Origin of the sequence: Haladaptatus sp. (assembly GCF_049589095.1) — an archaeon.
Lineage (GTDB): Archaea > Halobacteriota > Halobacteria > Halobacteriales > Haladaptataceae > Haladaptatus.
The window spans coordinates 1-17,332 of the sequence record NZ_JBAWAC010000590.1 but is presented as its reverse complement, the minus strand read 5'-3'; the positions used below and the strand labels follow the sequence as shown (position 1 = coordinate 17,332).

20 protein-coding genes and 1 tRNA gene are annotated in these 17,332 nt (G+C 62.2%); 8 read left to right on the top strand and 13 right to left on the bottom strand.

Annotated elements, in window-relative coordinates; genetic code table 11:
- Positions 1-74: 74 nt before the first annotated feature.
- Both WBV42_RS18485 and WBV42_RS18480 read right to left on the bottom strand, forming a co-directional pair.
- Positions 75-1,217 (bottom strand): acyl-CoA dehydrogenase, encoded by a 1,143-nt coding sequence (locus tag WBV42_RS18485; protein WP_423987331.1) that lies wholly within the window; start codon positions 1,215-1,217, stop codon positions 75-77.
- Positions 1,218-1,343: 126 nt separating this feature from the next.
- Positions 1,344-1,652 carry a hypothetical protein gene (locus WBV42_RS18480; RefSeq protein ID WP_423987330.1) on the bottom strand — a complete coding sequence of 103 codons (309 nt, stop codon included), beginning with the start codon at positions 1,650-1,652 and terminating at the stop codon, positions 1,344-1,346.
- 149 nt (positions 1,653-1,801) lie between these two features.
- Here WBV42_RS18480 and WBV42_RS18475 point away from each other — a divergent pair, with 149 nt between their 5' ends.
- Entirely contained in the window at positions 1,802-2,626 is an 825-nt protein-coding gene (locus WBV42_RS18475; protein ID WP_423987333.1) for a hypothetical protein, read from the top strand.
- Here the strand turns inward: WBV42_RS18475 and WBV42_RS18470 are convergent.
- Positions 2,623-3,180, bottom strand: a complete 558-nt coding sequence (locus WBV42_RS18470; RefSeq protein ID WP_423987329.1) for an NUDIX hydrolase — start codon at positions 3,178-3,180, stop codon at positions 2,623-2,625. The genes WBV42_RS18475 and WBV42_RS18470 overlap by 4 nt on opposite strands.
- Before the next feature lie 165 nt (positions 3,181-3,345).
- Between WBV42_RS18470 and WBV42_RS18465 the strand changes: the two genes are divergently transcribed.
- Positions 3,346-3,558 (top strand): DUF1918 domain-containing protein, encoded by a 213-nt coding sequence (locus WBV42_RS18465; protein WP_423987328.1) that lies wholly within the window; start codon positions 3,346-3,348, stop codon positions 3,556-3,558.
- Between the two features lie 30 nt (positions 3,559-3,588).
- Positions 3,589-4,008, top strand: coding sequence for an RNA-binding protein (locus WBV42_RS18460; RefSeq protein ID WP_423987327.1), 420 nt, complete (start codon positions 3,589-3,591; stop codon positions 4,006-4,008).
- Positions 4,009-4,341: 333 nt separating this feature from the next.
- On the opposite strand, the gene WBV42_RS18455 is transcribed toward WBV42_RS18460, so the two are convergent.
- Positions 4,342-5,898: a polysaccharide biosynthesis C-terminal domain-containing protein gene (locus WBV42_RS18455; protein WP_423987326.1), complete on the bottom strand. Its 1,557-nt coding sequence runs from the start codon at positions 5,896-5,898 to the stop codon at positions 4,342-4,344.
- Positions 5,899-6,167: 269 nt separating this feature from the next.
- Positions 6,168-6,252: transfer RNA gene (locus tag WBV42_RS18450), tRNA-Ile, on the bottom strand.
- Between the two features lie 86 nt (positions 6,253-6,338).
- Here WBV42_RS18450 and WBV42_RS18445 point away from each other — a divergent pair.
- A complete protein-coding gene (locus WBV42_RS18445; protein ID WP_423987325.1) occupies positions 6,339-6,659 on the top strand; it encodes a transcription initiation factor IIB family protein in 321 nt (106 codons plus the stop codon).
- A 15-nt stretch (positions 6,660-6,674) separates the two neighbouring features.
- Here WBV42_RS18445 and WBV42_RS18440 read toward each other — a convergent pair whose 3' ends face one another.
- A complete protein-coding gene (locus WBV42_RS18440; protein WP_423987324.1) occupies positions 6,675-7,154 on the bottom strand; it encodes a phosphopantetheine adenylyltransferase in 480 nt (159 codons plus the stop codon).
- Positions 7,155-7,415: 261 nt separating this feature from the next.
- Here WBV42_RS18440 and WBV42_RS18435 point away from each other — a divergent pair, with 261 nt between their 5' ends.
- Complete coding sequence (locus WBV42_RS18435; RefSeq protein ID WP_423987323.1) at positions 7,416-8,333, top strand: FKBP-type peptidyl-prolyl cis-trans isomerase; 918 nt, start codon at positions 7,416-7,418, stop codon at positions 8,331-8,333.
- A 71-nt stretch (positions 8,334-8,404) separates the two neighbouring features.
- Positions 8,405-9,007, top strand: coding sequence for a hypothetical protein (locus WBV42_RS18430; protein ID WP_423987322.1), 603 nt, complete (start codon positions 8,405-8,407; stop codon positions 9,005-9,007).
- Positions 9,008-9,027: 20 nt separating this feature from the next.
- Here the strand turns inward: WBV42_RS18430 and WBV42_RS18425 are convergent, their stop codons facing one another.
- The 3 genes from WBV42_RS18425 to pyrB all read right to left on the bottom strand — a co-directional run bounded on the left by WBV42_RS18425 (position 9,028) and on the right by pyrB (position 11,221).
- Complete coding sequence (locus WBV42_RS18425) at positions 9,028-9,753, bottom strand: hypothetical protein (protein WP_423987321.1); 726 nt, start codon at positions 9,751-9,753, stop codon at positions 9,028-9,030.
- A gap of 98 nt (positions 9,754-9,851) precedes the next feature.
- Positions 9,852-10,313, bottom strand: a complete 462-nt coding sequence (gene pyrI / locus WBV42_RS18420; protein ID WP_066143121.1) for an aspartate carbamoyltransferase regulatory subunit — start codon at positions 10,311-10,313, stop codon at positions 9,852-9,854.
- A complete protein-coding gene (pyrB, locus tag WBV42_RS18415) occupies positions 10,310-11,221 on the bottom strand; it encodes an aspartate carbamoyltransferase (protein ID WP_423987332.1) in 912 nt (303 codons plus the stop codon). The genes pyrI and pyrB overlap by 4 nt, the downstream gene beginning before the upstream one ends.
- An 83-nt stretch (positions 11,222-11,304) precedes the next feature.
- On the opposite strand from pyrB, the gene WBV42_RS18410 reads away from it, so the two are divergent.
- On the top strand, positions 11,305-11,940 hold the full coding sequence (locus tag WBV42_RS18410) for a MinD/ParA family ATP-binding protein (protein ID WP_423987320.1): 636 nt from the start codon (positions 11,305-11,307) through the stop codon (positions 11,938-11,940).
- A gap of 80 nt (positions 11,941-12,020) precedes the next feature.
- Here WBV42_RS18410 and aglJ read toward each other — a convergent pair whose 3' ends face one another.
- The 4 genes from aglJ to WBV42_RS18390 form a co-directional block, all read right to left on the bottom strand.
- Complete coding sequence (gene aglJ / locus WBV42_RS18405) at positions 12,021-12,929, bottom strand: S-layer glycoprotein N-glycosyltransferase AglJ (protein ID WP_423987319.1); 909 nt, start codon at positions 12,927-12,929, stop codon at positions 12,021-12,023.
- Between the two features lie 158 nt (positions 12,930-13,087).
- Positions 13,088-13,216 carry a hypothetical protein gene (locus WBV42_RS18400; RefSeq protein ID WP_423987318.1) on the bottom strand — a complete coding sequence of 43 codons (129 nt, stop codon included), beginning with the start codon at positions 13,214-13,216 and terminating at the stop codon, positions 13,088-13,090.
- 264 nt (positions 13,217-13,480) lie between these two features.
- A complete protein-coding gene (locus tag WBV42_RS18395) occupies positions 13,481-14,683 on the bottom strand; it encodes an amidohydrolase (RefSeq protein WP_423987317.1) in 1,203 nt (400 codons plus the stop codon).
- A gap of 161 nt (positions 14,684-14,844) precedes the next feature.
- On the bottom strand, positions 14,845-15,624 hold the full coding sequence (locus tag WBV42_RS18390; protein ID WP_423987316.1) for an enoyl-CoA hydratase/isomerase family protein: 780 nt from the start codon (positions 15,622-15,624) through the stop codon (positions 14,845-14,847).
- A gap of 120 nt (positions 15,625-15,744) precedes the next feature.
- On the opposite strand from WBV42_RS18390, the gene WBV42_RS18385 reads away from it, so the two are divergent.
- Complete coding sequence (locus tag WBV42_RS18385) at positions 15,745-17,124, top strand: NAD(P)/FAD-dependent oxidoreductase (RefSeq protein ID WP_423987315.1); 1,380 nt, start codon at positions 15,745-15,747, stop codon at positions 17,122-17,124.
- The last annotated feature ends 208 nt before the right edge of the window (positions 17,125-17,332 follow it).

Here is a 17,332-nt window from a genome sequence, read left to right as displayed (position 1 = left end):
GAATTCAACAAAATACCATCTCACAGCAAAACAAAATCGCCCGAAAAGCGTTCTCCGAGTCGCCGCTCTCCTCTCTAGTCCAGCATCTGCGCCGCAATCGTGTTCCGCAGGACTTCGCTGGTGCCCTCGTAAATCTCGTTCAGTTTGGCGTCGCGGTAGTAGCGCTCGGCGTCGAAGTCGGTGGTGTAGCCGTAGCCGCCGTGGATCTGGATGCCCTCGTTGGCGACTTCACGGCTGATTTCGCTGGCGAACAACTTGGCCTGTGCGGCGTGCTTGATGAAGTCCTCGCCGCGCATCTTGCGGTCGGCGGCGCGGTGCATGAGCATCTTCGCGGCCTGAATCTTCGTGTCCATGTCGGCCAGCTTGTGCTGGATGGTCTGGAAGTCGCTGATGGGCTGGTCGAACTGCTCGCGCTGCTGGGCGTATTCGAGCGCGTCGTCCCGTGCCGCGCGGGCGAGACCGATGCTGCGCGCCGCAATCGTGATGCGCCCGCCGTTGAGGGTCTTCAGCGCGTGGACGAACCCGTCGCCCTCCTCGCCGAGCAGGCGGTCCTCGGGAATCCGGAGGTCGCTGAACCGGAGTTCGGCGGTCGGACAGCCCTTGTCGCCGAGTTTGTGCTCCGTGCCCTCGACGTGGAAGCCGTCGTCCTCCTCGGGACGGACGACGAACGAGGAAATGCCCTTGTTACCTGCGTCCTCGTCCGTCTTGGCGAAGACGGTGACGGTGTCGGCGACAGAGCCGTTCGAGATCCAAAGCTTGCCGCCGTTGAGGACGTACTCGTCGCCGTCCTTGTCGGCCGTGGTGTCCATCGCCGGAACGTCGCTCCCCGCACCGGGTTCCGAGAGTGCGAACGCGCCGATGTCGGTGCCCTCGTTGACCGGGGTGAGGAACTCCTGTTTCTGCTCCTCGTTCCCGAACTCGTAGAGCATGTTACCCGCGAGGCTGGTGTGGGCGGCGACGACGGTTCCGAGGCCGCCGCTCCCGCGTGCGATCTCTTCGAGGCCGATGGCGTAGGAGTGGTAGTCGAGTCCGGCCCCGCCGTACTCCTCCGGGAAGGGCATTCCCATCAGGCCGAGGTCGGCCATCTCCGAGACGAGGTCGCTGGGGAATTCGTCGGTTTCGTCGATTTCCGCGGCGCGAGGCTTGATCTCCTCGTCCACGAACTCCGCGACCATGTCCCGGATCTGTTTCTGCTCTGCGGAGAGACTGAAGTCCATAACGGAAAATGCGTGCAGTCAATCCTTTACTTTTCCCATCGCGATCCATCCGGGTCCATTGATGGCGTACGACATCCGCTCGCGGTACGACAAGCCGTTGCCTGCTTACAATAGACCGTTACCGGCTTACGATAGCCGCTTGCGGATGGAGTCGAGCGTGACGACGCCCTGCACGAGATACGACGCCTCCTTGCTCTTCGGCGCGATGGTGGCCGCACCGAGCAGCAGCGCGCCGCGCTTCGCGTTGCCCTTCTGGAAGGCGTACCCCGCCTGCGCGAGCAGGGAGAGGATGTTGAGTTTGTCGAACGAGATTCCCTGCAGGTCGTCCACTCCCTGCAATCCGTCCAGTCCGTTCAGCGGGCCGTTCTCGCCGGGTGCGGCGGACGTAAGCGCTCCGACGCTGGCACATGCGACGCCGAGTATGGTTCGGATCATGTACTAGAGTAGTATGTTCCCGGCGGGGAAGGTCTGCGGGGCGAACTTGAAAGCCATTCAAAGGGGAAGGTGTGGGGAACCGGGGCGGAGCGGAAGCGAGGGACACGGGGTTCGAAACCGATTACCGACCGGAACCCGAACGGCGTACCATGTACGGCGTGGTGACGCGAAACCCCGAGGAACTCGACTGGCCCGAGTTCGAGCGGGGATTCTACGAGATGAAGGACGTGACGGGGCGTGCAACCGAGCCGGTCGAAATGGGCGTGAACATGATCTCCTGTTTCGGCGACAGCACCGCCGCCGAGAACGACCCCTCGTTGGTGCCGGTGAGCGACGAGGGCGAACTCGCGACCCGCGAGCAACCGTACTTCGACTGGGGATACATCTGCCCGACGCGCGAGGCCTATCGGGAGGGACTTCTCGAAATGGTGTCCGACGCTGCCGAGGCCTACCCCGACGTGCGAGTGGACGACAGCGGCTTTCCGCGGGCGGAGTACTGCCACTGCGAGCAGTGCGAGGCTGAGTTCGAAGCGAGCGACCACGACGACTGGTATGCGTGGCGCGCCGACGTCATCACGGAGTTCGTCGCGGAAGCGACCGACCGAATCCCCGGCAAAACCTATCTGACGCTGTATCCCGACCCGTATCCGGGCCACCTCTACGAGCGTGCTGGACTCGACCTGGACGCGCTGTCGGAACACGTGGACGAGTTCGTCGTCCCGCTGTACGACATGGCCTACTCGACGACCTACTGGCTCGAAATCATCGCCAGCGGGTTCGCCGACGCCCTCGACATCCCGTTCAGCATCGAACTGTACGCGGTCGATATCGACATCGACGACCTCATTCACGCCACCGAAGTCGCCGACGCCTACGCGAACGACGTGTTCTTCGGCTACGAATCGGGCAACGCCCGCGGCGCGATTCGGCGGATGGACGCCGATTCACGTGACGGCGTCACGCACGGCAACTAGTCGAACTCGTTCTCCTGCCACGCGACCAACTGCTCGCGGTCGCGGGTGTTTTCGGGTAACTTCCCGAACCACTTCGCATCCGTTATCTCGCCGTCCGGGTCGCGGACGGTCGGCGTCGTCGTCTTCGCACGCGCCTGAAACACCGGGAGAATACCCCACGTCGAGTACTCGCCGCACCGAATCGCGGTACGGGTTGCGATACCGAGTCCTTCGTAGTTCGCCTCCACGCCCGCCTCCTCACGGAGTTCCCGTTCCGCGGTCTCGCGGTAGGATTCGTCTTCCTGAATGCCGCCGCCGGGGAGCACCCACGTGTCCAACCCACCGTGCCAGACGAGGAGGATTTCGCCGGACGGTCGATAGACGATGGTGTGTGCGCCGTACGGCGCGCCGGTGTCCGAGACGCGCCGGGCGAGCGTCCGAAATCGCCGCCGGGAGACATCGTACGTCCGGGTGAACTCCAGAAATCCCGTGTGTCGCTCCGTCAGTCGATGGTAGGCCTGTTCGGCCCGCTGGTCCGCCTCGGTAGCGAGAAACCAGAGGTCATCGAGCGTCATCGTGTGACTGACCGCGATGTGACTCGGATGGCGAACGAGAGGGAGAGACCGACCGCGCGGAGAGTACAATCATGTGCCACGATATTCGAGCGGGCGAGATAAGCCTTCGGTCGGGGACACTCCGGAATCGGACGGTTTTTACGACCGGATGGGCTATCCGGCGGTATGAGCTTTGAGGAAGACGACGCGGTCATTCTGCACGACCAGCACAGCGAATATGATGGCGACGAGGGGACGGTCACGCAAGTGATCGAGAACATGTTCGGCGACGCCACCTACACCGTCAGCTTCGAGGACGGACAGGAGACCGGCGTTCCGGAGGACTCCCTCGAAGCGGCCGAGGGCGATAACGACGAGGACGCGGACGACGAAGCGTAACTTTTCTTTCCCCCACTCGTACGTACCATCATGGCCAGCGTTCCGTTTCATTACATCGACCTGCGTGCATTCTGCTATGCGACCGAAGACGACCAGCGCGTGGAGGACGCCCTCGACGCATACCTCCCCGAAGAGTCCGAAATCGAGCGCATGAAGAGCGAGGGGCATCTCGGCGACCGCATCCTCATCCTCTCGGCACGGGTGGAGAACGCCGACGAAATGCGTCACATCCTCGGTAAACTCCGCGAACTGGACGACATCGAGCAAGTGCGCGGGGAACTTGACCAGCGCGTGGACGACAACTGCTCGTTTTTCATCTCGCTCGACAAGCAGGCCGCCTACCGCGACGAGGTTCGACTCGGGCAGGGAATCACCCTTCGCGCGAAAGTCGAAGCCTACCCCGCAAAGAAGGAAGCAGCGGTCGAGAACGCTAAAGAGGCGCTCTCGTAATCACGATTACGGCATCTCTCCCGGAGATAAGTCGACACAAAGTTTATCATGATACCTCGTGTTGTGACAATTGTTACCACGCAACGCGTGGATGAGTATCATGCTAGAATGTCCATACTGTAGTTCTGACCTGAGTCACGGCAGCAGTTCACGCACGACCCGTAACGGCAATCCGACCGGCCACAAAAGCACCGGTACCGAATACGTGTCGTGCCCGGACTGCGGCGGCGTGATAGACGGTTTCTCGGACCACTAACACTAACCGCGCAAACGCTTCTTTCGAATTTTTGTGGCCGATCGTACTTCCGCGGGACGACTCGAACGGTGCCGAGTCTACCCGCACAGCGAGGAAAGGAACGGCGTTCGACATCGAAGTCGGTGAGCGAGCGGTCCGACCGGCACGGGGAAATCCGAGAGTAACCGAAGCACTTCACAGATACCCAGCGCTCCCGTCAGGAACGCACAGGAGAGGAAGATGACGAGTCCGAGCGGGGGAACGACGACGAGGGAGAGCGGCAGGGCGATTCCCGAGACGGTGATGGAGTACGTGATGAAGTGCGCCAGAGCGAATATGGGAGGTGCCGCGAGAAGCATCGTCGCGGCGATGCTGCCGAGACGAGCGTTCGAGAGGGGGTCGAAACCGACCTTCCGCGCGCTCCAAACGTGGAAGAGAAACATCGAACCGTAGCCGATGCTCGTCGAAACTGCCGCTCCGGACATCCCGTAGCGGGGAATGAGTATCGCGTTGAGCCCGATATTTATCGCCGCGGCGGCTCCGGTCGCCCGGATCGGGAACCCGAGCGTTCCCTCGCCCTGACTTATCGCGAGAATCGGCCGCGCGACGGCGAACCCGAGCGCACCCGGCAACAACAGGAGGAGCGGTTTCACCGTCGGCTGAAAGTCGGAACCGAGGTATACCGGAACTACGCTTGGCGCTAACGCGGCGAGTCCCACCGCCATTACGCCGGTCATGAGTAACGTATATCGCGTGGTGCGTGCAGCGAGGGTCGATATCTTGTCGGATCGTCCCGCCGCCCAGAGTTCGGACGTGGAGTGGACGAAGACCGTCTGGAGCGCCAGCGGAACGAACCAGAGGAACTCCGCCAGTTCGAGCGCTCCCCGGTAGTATCCGACTTGTTTGGAAGTGGTCAGCAGGGTGAGCATCATGATATCGACCTGGTAGAGCGACGTGAGACAGAGGATGAGGACGATCGATTGGACGTTGAACGTGAGCAACTCCTTGCGTGGGAACTCCGAGGACGGAACCCTGAAAACGCTTCTCAGCGACACTTTGCGGTTGACCAGCGCGAGGCCGAGGAGGGCGACGGCCGTGCTCGCTGCGATGTTCCCGACGAACATCCCGGTGACACCGTACCCCGCGCTGATGAGCGCGAGGGCGATCCCGACGAACGTCACCTTCTGTACGATCTGCAGCGGTTCGGAGTAGCGTTCGAGACCGAATCCCATCAGCGTCCGGCGGGCGTACGACTGAAACTGGCTCACGACGACGAGGACGGCGAGCAGGTACCCGTATATCTGGTATCCGGGAGGGAGGAAGGAATCGAGGACGCCGCTCCACGTGACGAGCGCGACGAGTCCCGCGCCGACGAGCGCCAACCCGGACGCCAGTCGAAAGTAGAACCCGACGACGTGGGACGTCCAGTCCGGGAACGCCCTGTTCTCCGCGAGAAACTTCCGAACACCGTCGCTCACCCCGGAACTGACGAAGATCATGAACAGCGAGAACGGGGCGAGGAGGCCGTAGTAGATACCGATCCTCTCGGCACCGAGCCATCGATACAGGATCGGTGTGGTGAGGAGTCCGATGAAGAGCGTGAGCACCTTCGCTCCGGCAACGGACAGAACTCCATCCGAGATGCTTCGGTCCATTACTGTATGCTACGGTCGCGTTGGTCGTCCAAATACTTTCTCGCTCGGACCGTAATGATTTTCCCGTCCATTCTCCGCTCACGACCGTAGTTCGCGGAGAATGTGCGGGACCGGATTCGAACAACGCCGAGACGGTCCGGGTCGCTCACATCCGTTCGCTTCCCGGGCATGCGTCTCGTCTAATTCGAATCCACTCTTTGCAATTTTCATCACTTGGACCGAGGCGAGCCTCCGCAAAGCGAAGGCTCGCCGGGTAATCGTGATGAAAATGTGCGGGACCGGATTCGAACCGGCGGACCCCTACGGGACAGCGTCATAAGCGCTGATCCGTTGGCCTAGCTTGGCTACCCGCACGCAGTATGGCTTTTTCATGTACCGGATAAGTACCTATCGTTCTCGTCGGACGAGCGTTTATATCGGATGACGAGCAACGTTTTCCCGTGTATCGGGCACGTGACCACGTCGAAAACGAAGCCTGGCTCGCCGAAATCCAGCAGGCAGCGGACCGTCTCGAACTCGAAACCGGCGCTCGCTCGCGGGCGGCGGATCTCTTCCTCTCGACCGTCTCCGACGCGGATGATCCCGAGGACCGCTCGAAACGCGCGGTCGCGGCCGCCAGCCTGTACGCCGGGTCGCTCATCGAGGGCGACCAGCGTTCACAGCAGGTCGTGGCCGACGCGATGGACGTCTCTCGGCTGACCATTCAACAGCGCTGGAAGTCTATTTTGAAAGAGGCCGGACTACAACCGCCGTCGTGGTAGTTGCGTTCGGAAAATTCAGTCGCGTCCGTCGTTGTCCGGGGTCAGATTCCCGTGTTCGTCGATCTCGCCGACGACGATTCGCGTGCTGGAGATGATGTCTCCGTCCTCGGCCTCGACGTGCGGAACGACGACGATTTCGAGGGGGCCGTTTCCTTTCTCGGCGCGGAGTTCGTTGATTCGCTCGCCGCCGTCCTTCGTCTCGGGGGAGACGATGAGCACGTCGAACTGCTCCTCGGTGGCGATCCCCGTCGGTTCGGTGAGTTTTCGAACCTCGAAGTCGCGGTCGTGTTCCCCTGCAAAGTCACGCAGTTCGGCTTCGAGGTCAGCTTTTCGTTCCTCGAACGAGCGGACATGTCGGTCCACGTTTCGAGTCGCGGGAGCGAGATCATCGCTCGTCAACCCGACGGTGACATCACCCAACTCGAACGCTCGCTCGAACAACGCCCGGTGTCCATCGTGAACCGGGTCAAACGTCCCACCCAACGCAACGTCCATACCCCGGCGAATGGTTCCGCGTGGTTTATCACCTTCGGAACGCCGCGACACCACCGGACGCGGGGTATCCACCCCTTTGTCTGCGAGAGAACATATCGGCTAACTTCGAGAGGGGTTCACCGCGAGGCGACGGTTTCGCTGAATTTCGGTGTTTCATCCACTGAAATGCTCGTATGGGAGGAACGAAGGTTCCGACACGGCTAAATTCCTCCTCGAAGGCGAAACGTGATTATTAAGGGCAGAACGGGTGTCGTTTCGGATATGAGTGACGAACAAGAAGCAGATGTAAACGAGGAAGAAGAAACTCAGACAGAGGAGGGGCTGCAGGAAGGAAACTTCATCAGTCTCGATTACACGGCACGAACCATCGAGGACGAGGACCTCGTCGACACGACCAGCGAAGAGGTCGCCGAAGAGGAAGGCATCGAGTCGGAAGACCGCGAGTTCGGCCCGCGCACCATCGTTCTCGGTGCTGGCCACATCTTCGAGGACGTCGAAGAGAACATCTACGGGAAGGAAGCCGGCGACGAGGGAACCGTCACCGTCGAGCAGGCGTTCGGCGAGTACGACAACGAGCAAGTCCGCACGATCAGCGCCGACAAGATCGGCGAGGACGACCGCTACCCCGGCGCTCGTGTCAACGTCGACGGCCAGCAGGGCTATGTCGAGACCATCATCGGCGGTCGCGCACGCGTGGACTTCAACCACCCGCTCGCCGGTGAGGACCTCGAATACGACTACGAGATCGTCGAAGAAGTCGAGGACGCGGAGGAGAAGGCCAAGGGCCTCTTCTCGATGTACATCGACGCCGACCTCGACATGTGGATCGAGACGGACGAGGTCGAAGAGGAAGTCGAGGACGAGGACGGCGAAACCGAGACCGAGACGGTCGAGAAGGAAACCCTCTACATCGAGGCGACGCCGCAGTTGTCGATGAACCAGCAGTGGATGTTCCAGAAACAGCAGATCGCACAGGACGTCATCGACCGACTCGACCTCGACCGAGTCATCGTCCAGGAGACCATCGACGGTGCCGGTGCCGGTATGATGGGCATGGGCGGAATGGGTGGCATGGGCGGAGCCGACCTCGAAGAAGCCCTCGAAGACGCCGACATCGACGAGGACGAACTCGTCGAGGAACTCGAAGCCGACGACGAAGCCGAAGAAGTCGAAGAGTAATCGAGTTCCTCGATTCGTATCGAACCGAATCGAACCGAATCGATTTTTTCGCACGGACGTGAGCGTCGGATATGCAGTCCCCGACCAGACTCTTTCATCTCCACTTCAACACGCCCGACGTGAGCCGTGCGGAGACCGAACTCGATGCGCATGGACTACCACCGTACCGGCGATTCGGGCAGGTCGATGGCGAGTTCCACGCGCTCGACGCGGCGGATCCGATTCCGGACGACTTTCGTCTTCGCCTCCAGAACGCCCAGCGGGGCTACGTGAACGTCACGATAGCACCGGGACGAAAGCCGCATTTCGACCATCTCGGTCTGTGTACGACCGCGTTCGACGCGATTTGTGACCGTGCGGCGGAGGCGGACTGGTCGGTTCGGGACCGCGATGGACGACGGACGTTCATCATGACTCCGTGGGGGTTCCGGGTCGAACTCCAGCCGGATGGGAGCGACGTCGAAACGGACCTCGGGTCGTGGGACGACGGCCATTTCGAACGGGTCGAACTCACCGTTCCGGACGCAGACGCGGACGAGGAGTTTCGACGCGTCTTCGGCGACGTTCCGGGGCTCGCGTTTTGGGAGGGCGACGAGGTACGGGTCCCGGCGTTCGAACTCGGCGGGGCGGGGTTTTCGGGCGGGAAAACCGTGGAGACCGAGGCGATTCTGTAACTATCGCAGTGACAACGACGCTAACGCGGTGCCGACGACGTTTTGTTTCTCGTTCGGCCGTTCTCGGAACTGATGCTCCGGGTCGACCAGCTTCCGGCGTTCGCGTGCCGAACGACTCCCGAATCGACGCTCGCGTTCTCGATGACGATGTCCGGTCGTGGCTTCGAATCCGGATTCGTCACGGCCGGATCGACCTGCGGGTCCGTCGACTGCTCCGGCACCGTGACGTCGGCCGTGGACAGCGTCGTTACGTTCAGCGTGTCGATGGCTGCACCTTCGACGGTGAGGTTCGCCAGCACGTGGCGCTCGATGACGCGGTTTTTCACGCCGGGGTCGAACAGGTCACCGCCCGGAACGTTCCAGATCGAACGGTTTCGGATGACGATCCGATCGGCGCTGACGTTTTTCAGCGTTCCATTCCGGATGTGGACCGTCGAAACCGAGACGTTGTGGAGGATGACGTTCCGCTTCGTTCCCTGTTTCGTCCGCAACGTCCCGACGTGAACCGTATCGATGGTCGCGTTGTCCACCGTCGTGTTCCGGAGCGCCCACGTCCTGACGGTCACGTTCTTGATGGAAACTTTGTAGTTGCCGACTTGGACCGCCGACAGCGCGCTCGGAGACGGAGACGTATTGGTTGCGACCGACGTACTGGTTGCCGTACTGGCCGCGATGGCTGCACCGCCCGAGACGACGAGGAGAAGCGAGAAGACGAGTGCGAGATGTCTGCCGATTCGGGTTCCCATACCGGGAAGCATTTCGAGTGACAGCATAAACCGGACCGACCGTTCGTTCCAGTTCGCCTCGTTAAGCGTTCCAGTTCGGCCCGTTAAGCCGTCGTTTCCTACTTTACGCTGATGTGTGCGGCGAGGTCGTCGCGGAGTATCGTCTCACAGTACTCACACCGAACGCCGTCGGGGAGCACTTCGAACTTCGAGTCCACCGGTTCGTCCTCCGTCGAGATACAGTTGCTGTTCGGGCAGGAGAGGATACCGGTGACGTACTCGGGTCGTTCCAAGCGGTGCTTTTCCGCGACTTCGTACTCCCGGATGATGTTGATGCTCGCGTCGGGTGCGATGAGCGAAAGTACGTCCACCTCGTTCTGACTCAACTCCATCCCTTCGACTTTCACGATGTCCTTTCTCCCGACCCGGTCGCTGGGAACGTTCATCCCGACGCTCACTTCCTCGCCGTCGGCCCCGTCGATGCCGAGGATGGCGAGGACGTTGAGCGCCTGTCCGGCGCGAATGTGGTCGATAACGGTGCCGTTTCGAATCTTACTGACGCGGAGTTCGTGGTCGCTCATTGGTCCTCCAGCATGGAATCCAACAGTGCCATCCGCACCGGGATGCCGTTGTGTGCCTGTTCGAAGTATTTCGCGTGTTCCGTCTCGTCCACCTCGGGCGCGATTTCGTCCACGCGCGGAAGTGGGTGCATGATGGTCAAATCGTCCGGCGCGGCTTCGAGCGTTTCGAAGTCGATTTGGTAGTCGCCCGCGACAGCGCGGTACTCGTTCTCGTCGGGGAAGCGCTCGCGCTGGATTCTGGTCACGTAGAGCACGTCCAAGTTCGGGAGGATTGCCTCGATATCCGTGTGCTCGCGGACGCTTGCTCCAGCCTCGTGCAGGTCGTAGCGGACGCTTCGTGGCAATTTCAGACTACCCGGGCTGATGAAGTGCTGGTGCGCGTCGAAGTTCGTCAGCGCGTATGCGAGCGAGTGGACCGTCCGGCCGTACTTCAAGTCGCCCATGATGCCGATGGTGAGGTCGTCCAGTCCCGCGTTCTCCCGAATCGTGTACAGGTCGAGCAGGGTCTGGGTCGGGTGGTGTCCCGCGCCGTCGCCCGCGTTCAGGAGCGGAACGTCGACGAACTCGCCCACCATCTTCGCCGCACCCTGACTCGGGTGGCGCAACACGAGCGCGTCGGCGTATCCCTCGATGACGCGGGCCGTGTCGGCGAGGCTTTCCCCCTTCTTCACGCTCGACGATTCGACGGGCCCCATGTCGACGATGTCGCCGCCGAGGCGCTTGATGGACGTCTCGAAACTCATCTTCGTGCGGGTGCTCGGCTCGTAAAACATCAGTCCGAGCAGTTTTCCCGCGTGTCGATCCGCGAACGCCGACGGGTCGGCGTCGATTTCCGCGGCGTGGTCGAGGACGTTCTCTATGTCCTGCCGCGTTAGTTGTTTTGTGTCGATAAGGTGGTCGTGCCGCATCATTCGAACAGGGGTTGTCACGCGTCTTGAAAGGTACGGGTCTCACCCCGAAGTTTAAATAAAATGATGGGACCACTCCCGGCATGCTCGCTATCGCCGGTGGCAAGGGTGGCTGTGGGAAGACGACAACGCTCGGTCTCGCGGGTGCACTCGGGAGGACGCGCCGGTCCGTCCTCGCGGCGGATGCCGACGTGGACATGCCGGATCTACATCTGCTCGCGGCCGTCGAACCGACGCCGAATCTCGCCGCGGTTGCGGCGGGCGAAGACGTCGAGACCGCCACCCATCCGCCACCGAATCTCTCCGGCGTCGGAATCGTCCCCGCACCACGGACCATGGGCGAACGGATTTCGCTGGCGGACGCCCTCCCCCGTCTCTCCAGCACTGCGGACCACGTTCTCGTGGACTGCCCGGCGGGGGCTGGGCCGGATGCGGCGACGCCGCTCCGCATCGCGGACCATGTCCTGTTGGTGACGACACCTGACCCGGCGTGTCTACGCGACACGGCCAAAACCGCCGCGATGGCGCGTGCGCTCGGAACGACCATCATCGGCGTCGTCCTCACCCGATCGGACCGTCCCATGCCGAGAGTCCAGCGACTGCTCGGAAGTCCCGTACTCGCGTCGATTCCGGACGGCGGCGTCGCGGTGCTCTCCGACGAGTCGGTCGTTCGGGCGTACGACCGACTCGCGTCGGTGCTCCTGTCCAAACGGCTCTGAACGCCCGCGGAACGTCGGGTGAAAAGAACGCTCCCGTCGTCGATAGTTCCCGTCTACCGTCGTTCTCCGACAATCACCGTCTACCGTCGTTCTTCGATACGACGCATCTGTTCGCGGTGCAGTGTCACGATCATGTCGGAGAGGACGCCGAACATCAGCAGTTGCAGGCCGAAGATGATGGAGACACCCGCGACGACGGCGAGTACTTCGTGTGAGATGTGGCGTGTCACCCACTCGACGCCGACGTAGGCGCCGAGGAACACCCCGAAGAGACCGCTGACGAAGCCCATGCTTCCGAAGTAAAAGAGCGGGTTGTTCGTCTTGGCGAGTTGGTACAGCGTCATGATGATGTCGCCGCCGTCCCAGAGCGGGTGGAGGTTCGTCTCCGAGTCGTCGGGGCGCTCCTCGTACTGGACCGGGACGACGGCGGTCGGCACGCTGTGTTTGACACATTCGACGGCGAGTTCGGTTTCGACGCCGAAGCCGTCCGAGGTGAGATACGCCTGCTCGGCCGATTTGCGGGTGAACGCGCGGTAGCCGCTAAGGATGTCCTTGAAGTTCGAGCGGTGAATGACCGCAAAGGCTTCGTTGATGATGCGGTTGCCGAAGTGGTTCAGCCGCGGCATCGAGCCGTCGTCCATATCCGTGAACCGGTTGCCGATGACGTGGTCATACCCATCGTCGAGCGGGGCAAGCATCGTGTCCGCATCCTCAGGTTTGTACGTCCCGTCTCCGTCCAGCATCAGTACGTACTCCGATTCGATGTGTTCCAATCCCTCGCGGACCGCCTGGCCTTTGCCGACCCCGCTCTGTTGGATGACGCGCGCGCCGTGATCCGTCGCCAGATCGCGCGTTCCGTCGTCCGAGTTCCCGTCGACAACGAGAACGTTCGAAAATCCCTGCTCACGGAAGCCATCGATGACCTCGCCAATCGTCTCGGCTTCGTTCAACGTCGGGATGAGTACGCACACGTCCTCTCTGTCGGGCATCGTCGGGAGATGAACACCGGGAGGCTAAAAGCCCAACCCTTTGACTCTGTCAGCAACGAGAGGGGTAGTGGGAAAGATCAAGCATAGTCAAAATAACTGCAATCGGAACGCGGATCGTTCACGACCAAATCAGTCCGTCTTTACCACGATTCGAGTTGCTACGAGAGGATTTTGATTTTACTGAGGCTACAACTACCGAGCGGCATGAATACCGCCTCCGCAACCGCACAGCACCACGAACCTCCCCAGCCGATTCCCTCCGCCGCTCCATGCAGTCGCGGCGTCACTCATCCCTCGCACGAATCTTCCACGACAACTCGGCTGGACCGCTGGCCGAGTTGTCGTGTCAGCGCGCGCCACCCGGTTGAACGGACCGGGCGATGTCGGTAAAGTAGCGCGGTGCGGCCGCGGAGCGGTTGCGGTGCAGGGTGTTGGGGCTCGGTATTGGCGATCATAACCGCAGATCCATTGTGCTCACTCACAACCTCAGGACCAAACCCCGCTCGTAGGGAGCGGATACATTCGAGGTCCGCCACTCCGTTATCGGGTTGTCACCACGCGTACTCGTCGCGCGGGTCACGGTCGTCGCGCTCAGCATCGTACGCGTGCTGGCCGTCGACGAAGACGTGCTGGGCGTCGGCGGTGATGTCGAACGGTTCGCCATCCCAGACGACGAGGTCGGCGTCCGTCCCCTCTTCCAGCGTCCCTACGCGGTCCTCGATTCCCAGAATCTCGGCGGGGTTACGCGTGACGGTCCGGAGGGCGGCTTCCTCCGGGAGTCCCTCACGGATCGCTAGTCCGACACAGACATCGAGGTGTTCCTGCGGGAGGACAGGCGCGTCGGTCTGGATGGCGATTGTGACCCCCGCGTCGTGGAGGATGCCGGGGGTTTCGAAGGTGATGTTCGACAGTTCGTACTTCGCGCCGGAGTAAAAGGACGGGCCGACGATGGCGGGCACGTCGCGCTTTACGAACTCCTCCGCGAGGGCGTGACCCTCGGTGGCGTGCTCGATGGACAGATCGGAAATTCCGAACTCGTCGGTGATGCGGAACACGGTGGCGATGTCGTCGGCGCGGTGGGCGTGCACGCGGAGCGGGAGGTCTCCCTCGATGACCCTCGATAGGTTCTCCATGCCCAAGTCGCGCTCGAACGGGTCGCCGCCTTCGGCGGCCTTCTCCCGGCGGTCGATGTAGTCCTCGGCGTCCATGAACGCCTGTCGGAGGGTGGCCGCGATTCCGGGGCGTGTGGTGGGCTGGCGGTCCTTCTGGTCGCCGTGGAACCGCTTCGGGTTCTCACCCATCGAGGCCTTCATGCCGTCCTCCCGGATTAGCATCTCGTCGGCGATGTCCCCGTAGGTTTTCATCGAACAGATGATGCCACCGATGACGTTCGCACTCCCCATCCGGGCGCTGACGGTCGTCACCCCGCCCTGGTAGGCGTGGCGCAGGTGCTCGTCGCGCGGGTGAAAGCCGTCCAGCGCGTTGACGTGCGGCGTCACTGGGTCCGAAAGTTCGTTCACGTCGCCGTCCTCCGGTTCGCCCCACTCGCCCATCCCGGCGTGGCTGTGAGCCTCCACGAGGCCGGGCGTCACTGGCTTCCCACGGGCGTCGATGACCTCGGCGTCGTCCGGGACCTCCACGTCGCCCTCCGCGCCGACCGCCACGATTTTCCCGTCCTCGAACAGCACGATACCGCCATCGATGGTTCCCGCGTCGGTGACCGTGCGAACGTCTCCATTGAGGATTGCCTGCATGCCACAACCTCCGAGGGTGGGAGAATGAGTATTTCGGTTCGAAACATAGGTTGCCGATTTCCGCACGTATAACCCATTCACTCCCCATCTACTCACCCCACTCACTACACTCCCCATCTACTCACCTACCACCCACCATCGACTTCCTTCGAACCGCCCAACTACTTTCCTTCGAACTCCGGTTCGCCCTCGCCGAAGAATGCGTCCAGCCCCCGCTCGAAATCGGCCGTCGTGGTCATCCGGGCGATGGAATCCGTCTCTGCGGCCATCTGTGCCGACAGGTCCCGTCCCTGACCCCGATTGAACAGGCGTTTAGTCGCGCCATAGGCCCTCGTCGGACCGTCCGCGAACTTCGCGGCGAGTTCGTCGAGGCGCTCGTCGAAGTCGGACGCGACTTCCGTCGCCAAACCCATCTCGACGGCCGCTTCGGCGTCGATTGGTTCGTCGAGCAGGGCGATCTCCTTCGCCCGTCGGAGACCGACGATTTTCGGGAGGAAGAACGTCGAACCGGCGTCGCCGGTCAGGCCGACGCGCGGGTACGCGAACTCCAGTCTGGCGTCCTCGGCGAGCAGGACGATATCGCCCGACAGCGCGAGACCGAACCCGCCGCCTGCCGCGACACCGTTCACGCCGGTCACGACGGGTTTCGGTGCCCGCGCGAGGTTTTCGATGGCGCGGTGGAGGGAGGAGGCGATGCTTCGAAGCGTCCGGCCGTCGCTCGCGTCGCCCGAGAGCACCGACAGGTCCGCGCCCGTGTTGAACACGCCGTCGGTTCCGGTGAGCACGACACACCGTGAATCGTCCTCGTACAGGTCGGCCGTAGCCGTCCGCAGTTCAGCGGCCATCGCGGGATTCATCGAGTTGTGCGTCTCCAGGCGGTCCATCCTCACGCGCGCTACGTCGTCGGTTCGTTCGACGGAGAGGTGTTCGAACTCTGCCATACCGTTTCTGTGGGCGGAATCGTCAAAACAGTACCGTGGTATGGCGACCGATTGCGATTCCTGACGCTCGCGCGACCGAAGGCTAAGAATTTAGTATCCCTCCTTGAGTAGCGTAGGAATATGGAGCGATTCGACGTTGCGATAGTGGGCGGGGGCCCCGCAGGGATGGCGGCCGGTGAACAAGCAGGGAAACACGGCGCGAGCGCCGTCGTCCTCGAAAAGGGCGTCCCGCGCGAGGACCGCGAGTTCCTCGGTCCCGACTCGACCGACGCCGCCGGAATGCTGGATTACTGGATCGACATCATGGACGAGGACTACGAGGACATTCCCGACGAGGTCGTCCTGCAGGTCCTCGACAGCGCGGATTTCATCGGCCCGAACGAGGCCGTCACCCTCCGCGGTACGGGCATAGAAGCGTCGTACCCGAACATGGGATTCACCTTCTTCCGTGCCCGCATGGACGACTGGCTACGGGAGCGCGTCGAGGATGCGGGGACGGAGTACCGCGTTGGCGTCGGCGTCAGGGGTGTCGAAACCGACCTCAACGCGGAGTACCGTCACACGCTTCGACTCGCCGACGGTGAGGACATCGAGGCGACGTATCTCGTCCTCGCCGACGGGCCACAGCGTCAGGTCACGCTCGGGGCGCTCGACCAGTTCATGCCCGAGGGCAGTTCCATGAGCGACTACCTCAGCCCGCCGGAAGTGAACCACATCGCGTATCAGGAGTACCGCGAGTTCCCCGAAGAGGTGTTCGAAAAGTCCGCCATCAAGTTCTGGTGGGGCGTCATCCCCGGCGAGACGGCCTACCCGTGGGTCTTCCCGAACGACGGCACGGTGGCCCGCGTGGGTCTCACCATGCCCATCGGGATGACGTTAGACGACGTTGACGACCCCGACTCCTACGACCTCCTTCGCCCGGACGACGAGGGACTCCCCCGTCCGAACGAGTACATCCGCCGCCTCCTCGAACGCGAGTACGGCGACGAGTACGACATCGAGGAGGACTTCCCGCTCGTGGAGGACCGCGGGAAATCGAACGGCACCGAAACGTACCCCATCTCCTCGACGCGACCCATCGAATCGCCCGTCGGTGCCGGAATCGCCGTCGCTGGCGGCGCGATGGGAACGACCAGCGCCTTCCACGAGGGCGGCTACCACGTCGCGGTTCGCTCGGGCAAGATCGCCGGAAAACTCGCCGCGACCGACGATATCGAATCGTACAACGACGAGTGGAAGGACGCGATCGGCGACGAACTCCTGCGCAACATCGCCTTCGCGGACATCGTGGAGGAGTACGGCCCGGACGACTGGGACAAGGCGTTCTCGATGGTGAACAAACTGCTCAACGACGACGGCACCGGAATCGGAAAGCTCGATTCGTCCAGCCTCTCGTCCGGCGTTCGCGCCGGGAGGCTCATGGCCCAGTACAAGAAGACGAAGTTCGGCTACCGGAACGGCAAGTACGTGCAGGTCACCGAGGACGAGTACACGTACTGACGCGACACCGACCATCCGTTCCGACGTCCGGATTTTCGGCTCCGAATACACGTTCTGACGACCGAATTTTCGGCTCCGACTATCTGTTCTGATAACTGAACCCGAAACTCCTTATTCGGCCGTCGTCTACCGTTCGATGCGCACCTCAGTCCCCGCCGGAGTACTCCCACTTCGGGAGCGATGACCGAGCGGAGAACCCAGGTGTGCA

Excerpts from the sequence above, each read along its gene's own strand:
- WBV42_RS18390 (WP_423987316.1), bottom strand. The coding sequence starts at position 15,624 with ATGGCAGAGTTCGAACACCTCTCCGTCGAACGAACCGACGACGTAGCG.
- WBV42_RS18410 (WP_423987320.1), top strand. The coding sequence starts at position 11,305 with ATGCTCGCTATCGCCGGTGGCAAGGGTGGCTGTGGGAAGACGACAACG.
- WBV42_RS18475 (WP_423987333.1), top strand. The coding sequence starts at position 1,802 with ATGTACGGCGTGGTGACGCGAAACCCCGAGGAACTCGACTGGCCCGAG.
- WBV42_RS18465 (WP_423987328.1), top strand. The coding sequence starts at position 3,346 with ATGAGCTTTGAGGAAGACGACGCGGTCATTCTGCACGACCAGCACAGC.
- WBV42_RS18470 (WP_423987329.1), bottom strand. The coding sequence starts at position 3,180 with ATGACGCTCGATGACCTCTGGTTTCTCGCTACCGAGGCGGACCAGCGG.
- WBV42_RS18480 (WP_423987330.1), bottom strand. The coding sequence starts at position 1,652 with ATGATCCGAACCATACTCGGCGTCGCATGTGCCAGCGTCGGAGCGCTT.
- WBV42_RS18460 (WP_423987327.1), top strand. The coding sequence starts at position 3,589 with ATGGCCAGCGTTCCGTTTCATTACATCGACCTGCGTGCATTCTGCTAT.
- WBV42_RS18435 (WP_423987323.1), top strand. The coding sequence starts at position 7,416 with ATGAGTGACGAACAAGAAGCAGATGTAAACGAGGAAGAAGAAACTCAG.
- pyrB (WP_423987332.1), bottom strand. The coding sequence starts at position 11,221 with ATGCGGCACGACCACCTTATCGACACAAAACAACTAACGCGGCAGGAC.
- WBV42_RS18455 (WP_423987326.1), bottom strand. The coding sequence starts at position 5,898 with ATGGACCGAAGCATCTCGGATGGAGTTCTGTCCGTTGCCGGAGCGAAG.
- WBV42_RS18425 (WP_423987321.1), bottom strand. The coding sequence starts at position 9,753 with ATGGGAACCCGAATCGGCAGACATCTCGCACTCGTCTTCTCGCTTCTC.
- aglJ (WP_423987319.1), bottom strand. The coding sequence starts at position 12,929 with ATGCCCGACAGAGAGGACGTGTGCGTACTCATCCCGACGTTGAACGAA.
- WBV42_RS18430 (WP_423987322.1), top strand. The coding sequence starts at position 8,405 with ATGCAGTCCCCGACCAGACTCTTTCATCTCCACTTCAACACGCCCGAC.
- WBV42_RS18385 (WP_423987315.1), top strand. The coding sequence starts at position 15,745 with ATGGAGCGATTCGACGTTGCGATAGTGGGCGGGGGCCCCGCAGGGATG.
- WBV42_RS18440 (WP_423987324.1), bottom strand. The coding sequence starts at position 7,154 with ATGGACGTTGCGTTGGGTGGGACGTTTGACCCGGTTCACGATGGACAC.
- WBV42_RS18395 (WP_423987317.1), bottom strand. The coding sequence starts at position 14,683 with ATGCAGGCAATCCTCAATGGAGACGTTCGCACGGTCACCGACGCGGGA.
- WBV42_RS18485 (WP_423987331.1), bottom strand. The coding sequence starts at position 1,217 with ATGGACTTCAGTCTCTCCGCAGAGCAGAAACAGATCCGGGACATGGTC.
- pyrI (WP_066143121.1), bottom strand. The coding sequence starts at position 10,313 with ATGAGCGACCACGAACTCCGCGTCAGTAAGATTCGAAACGGCACCGTT.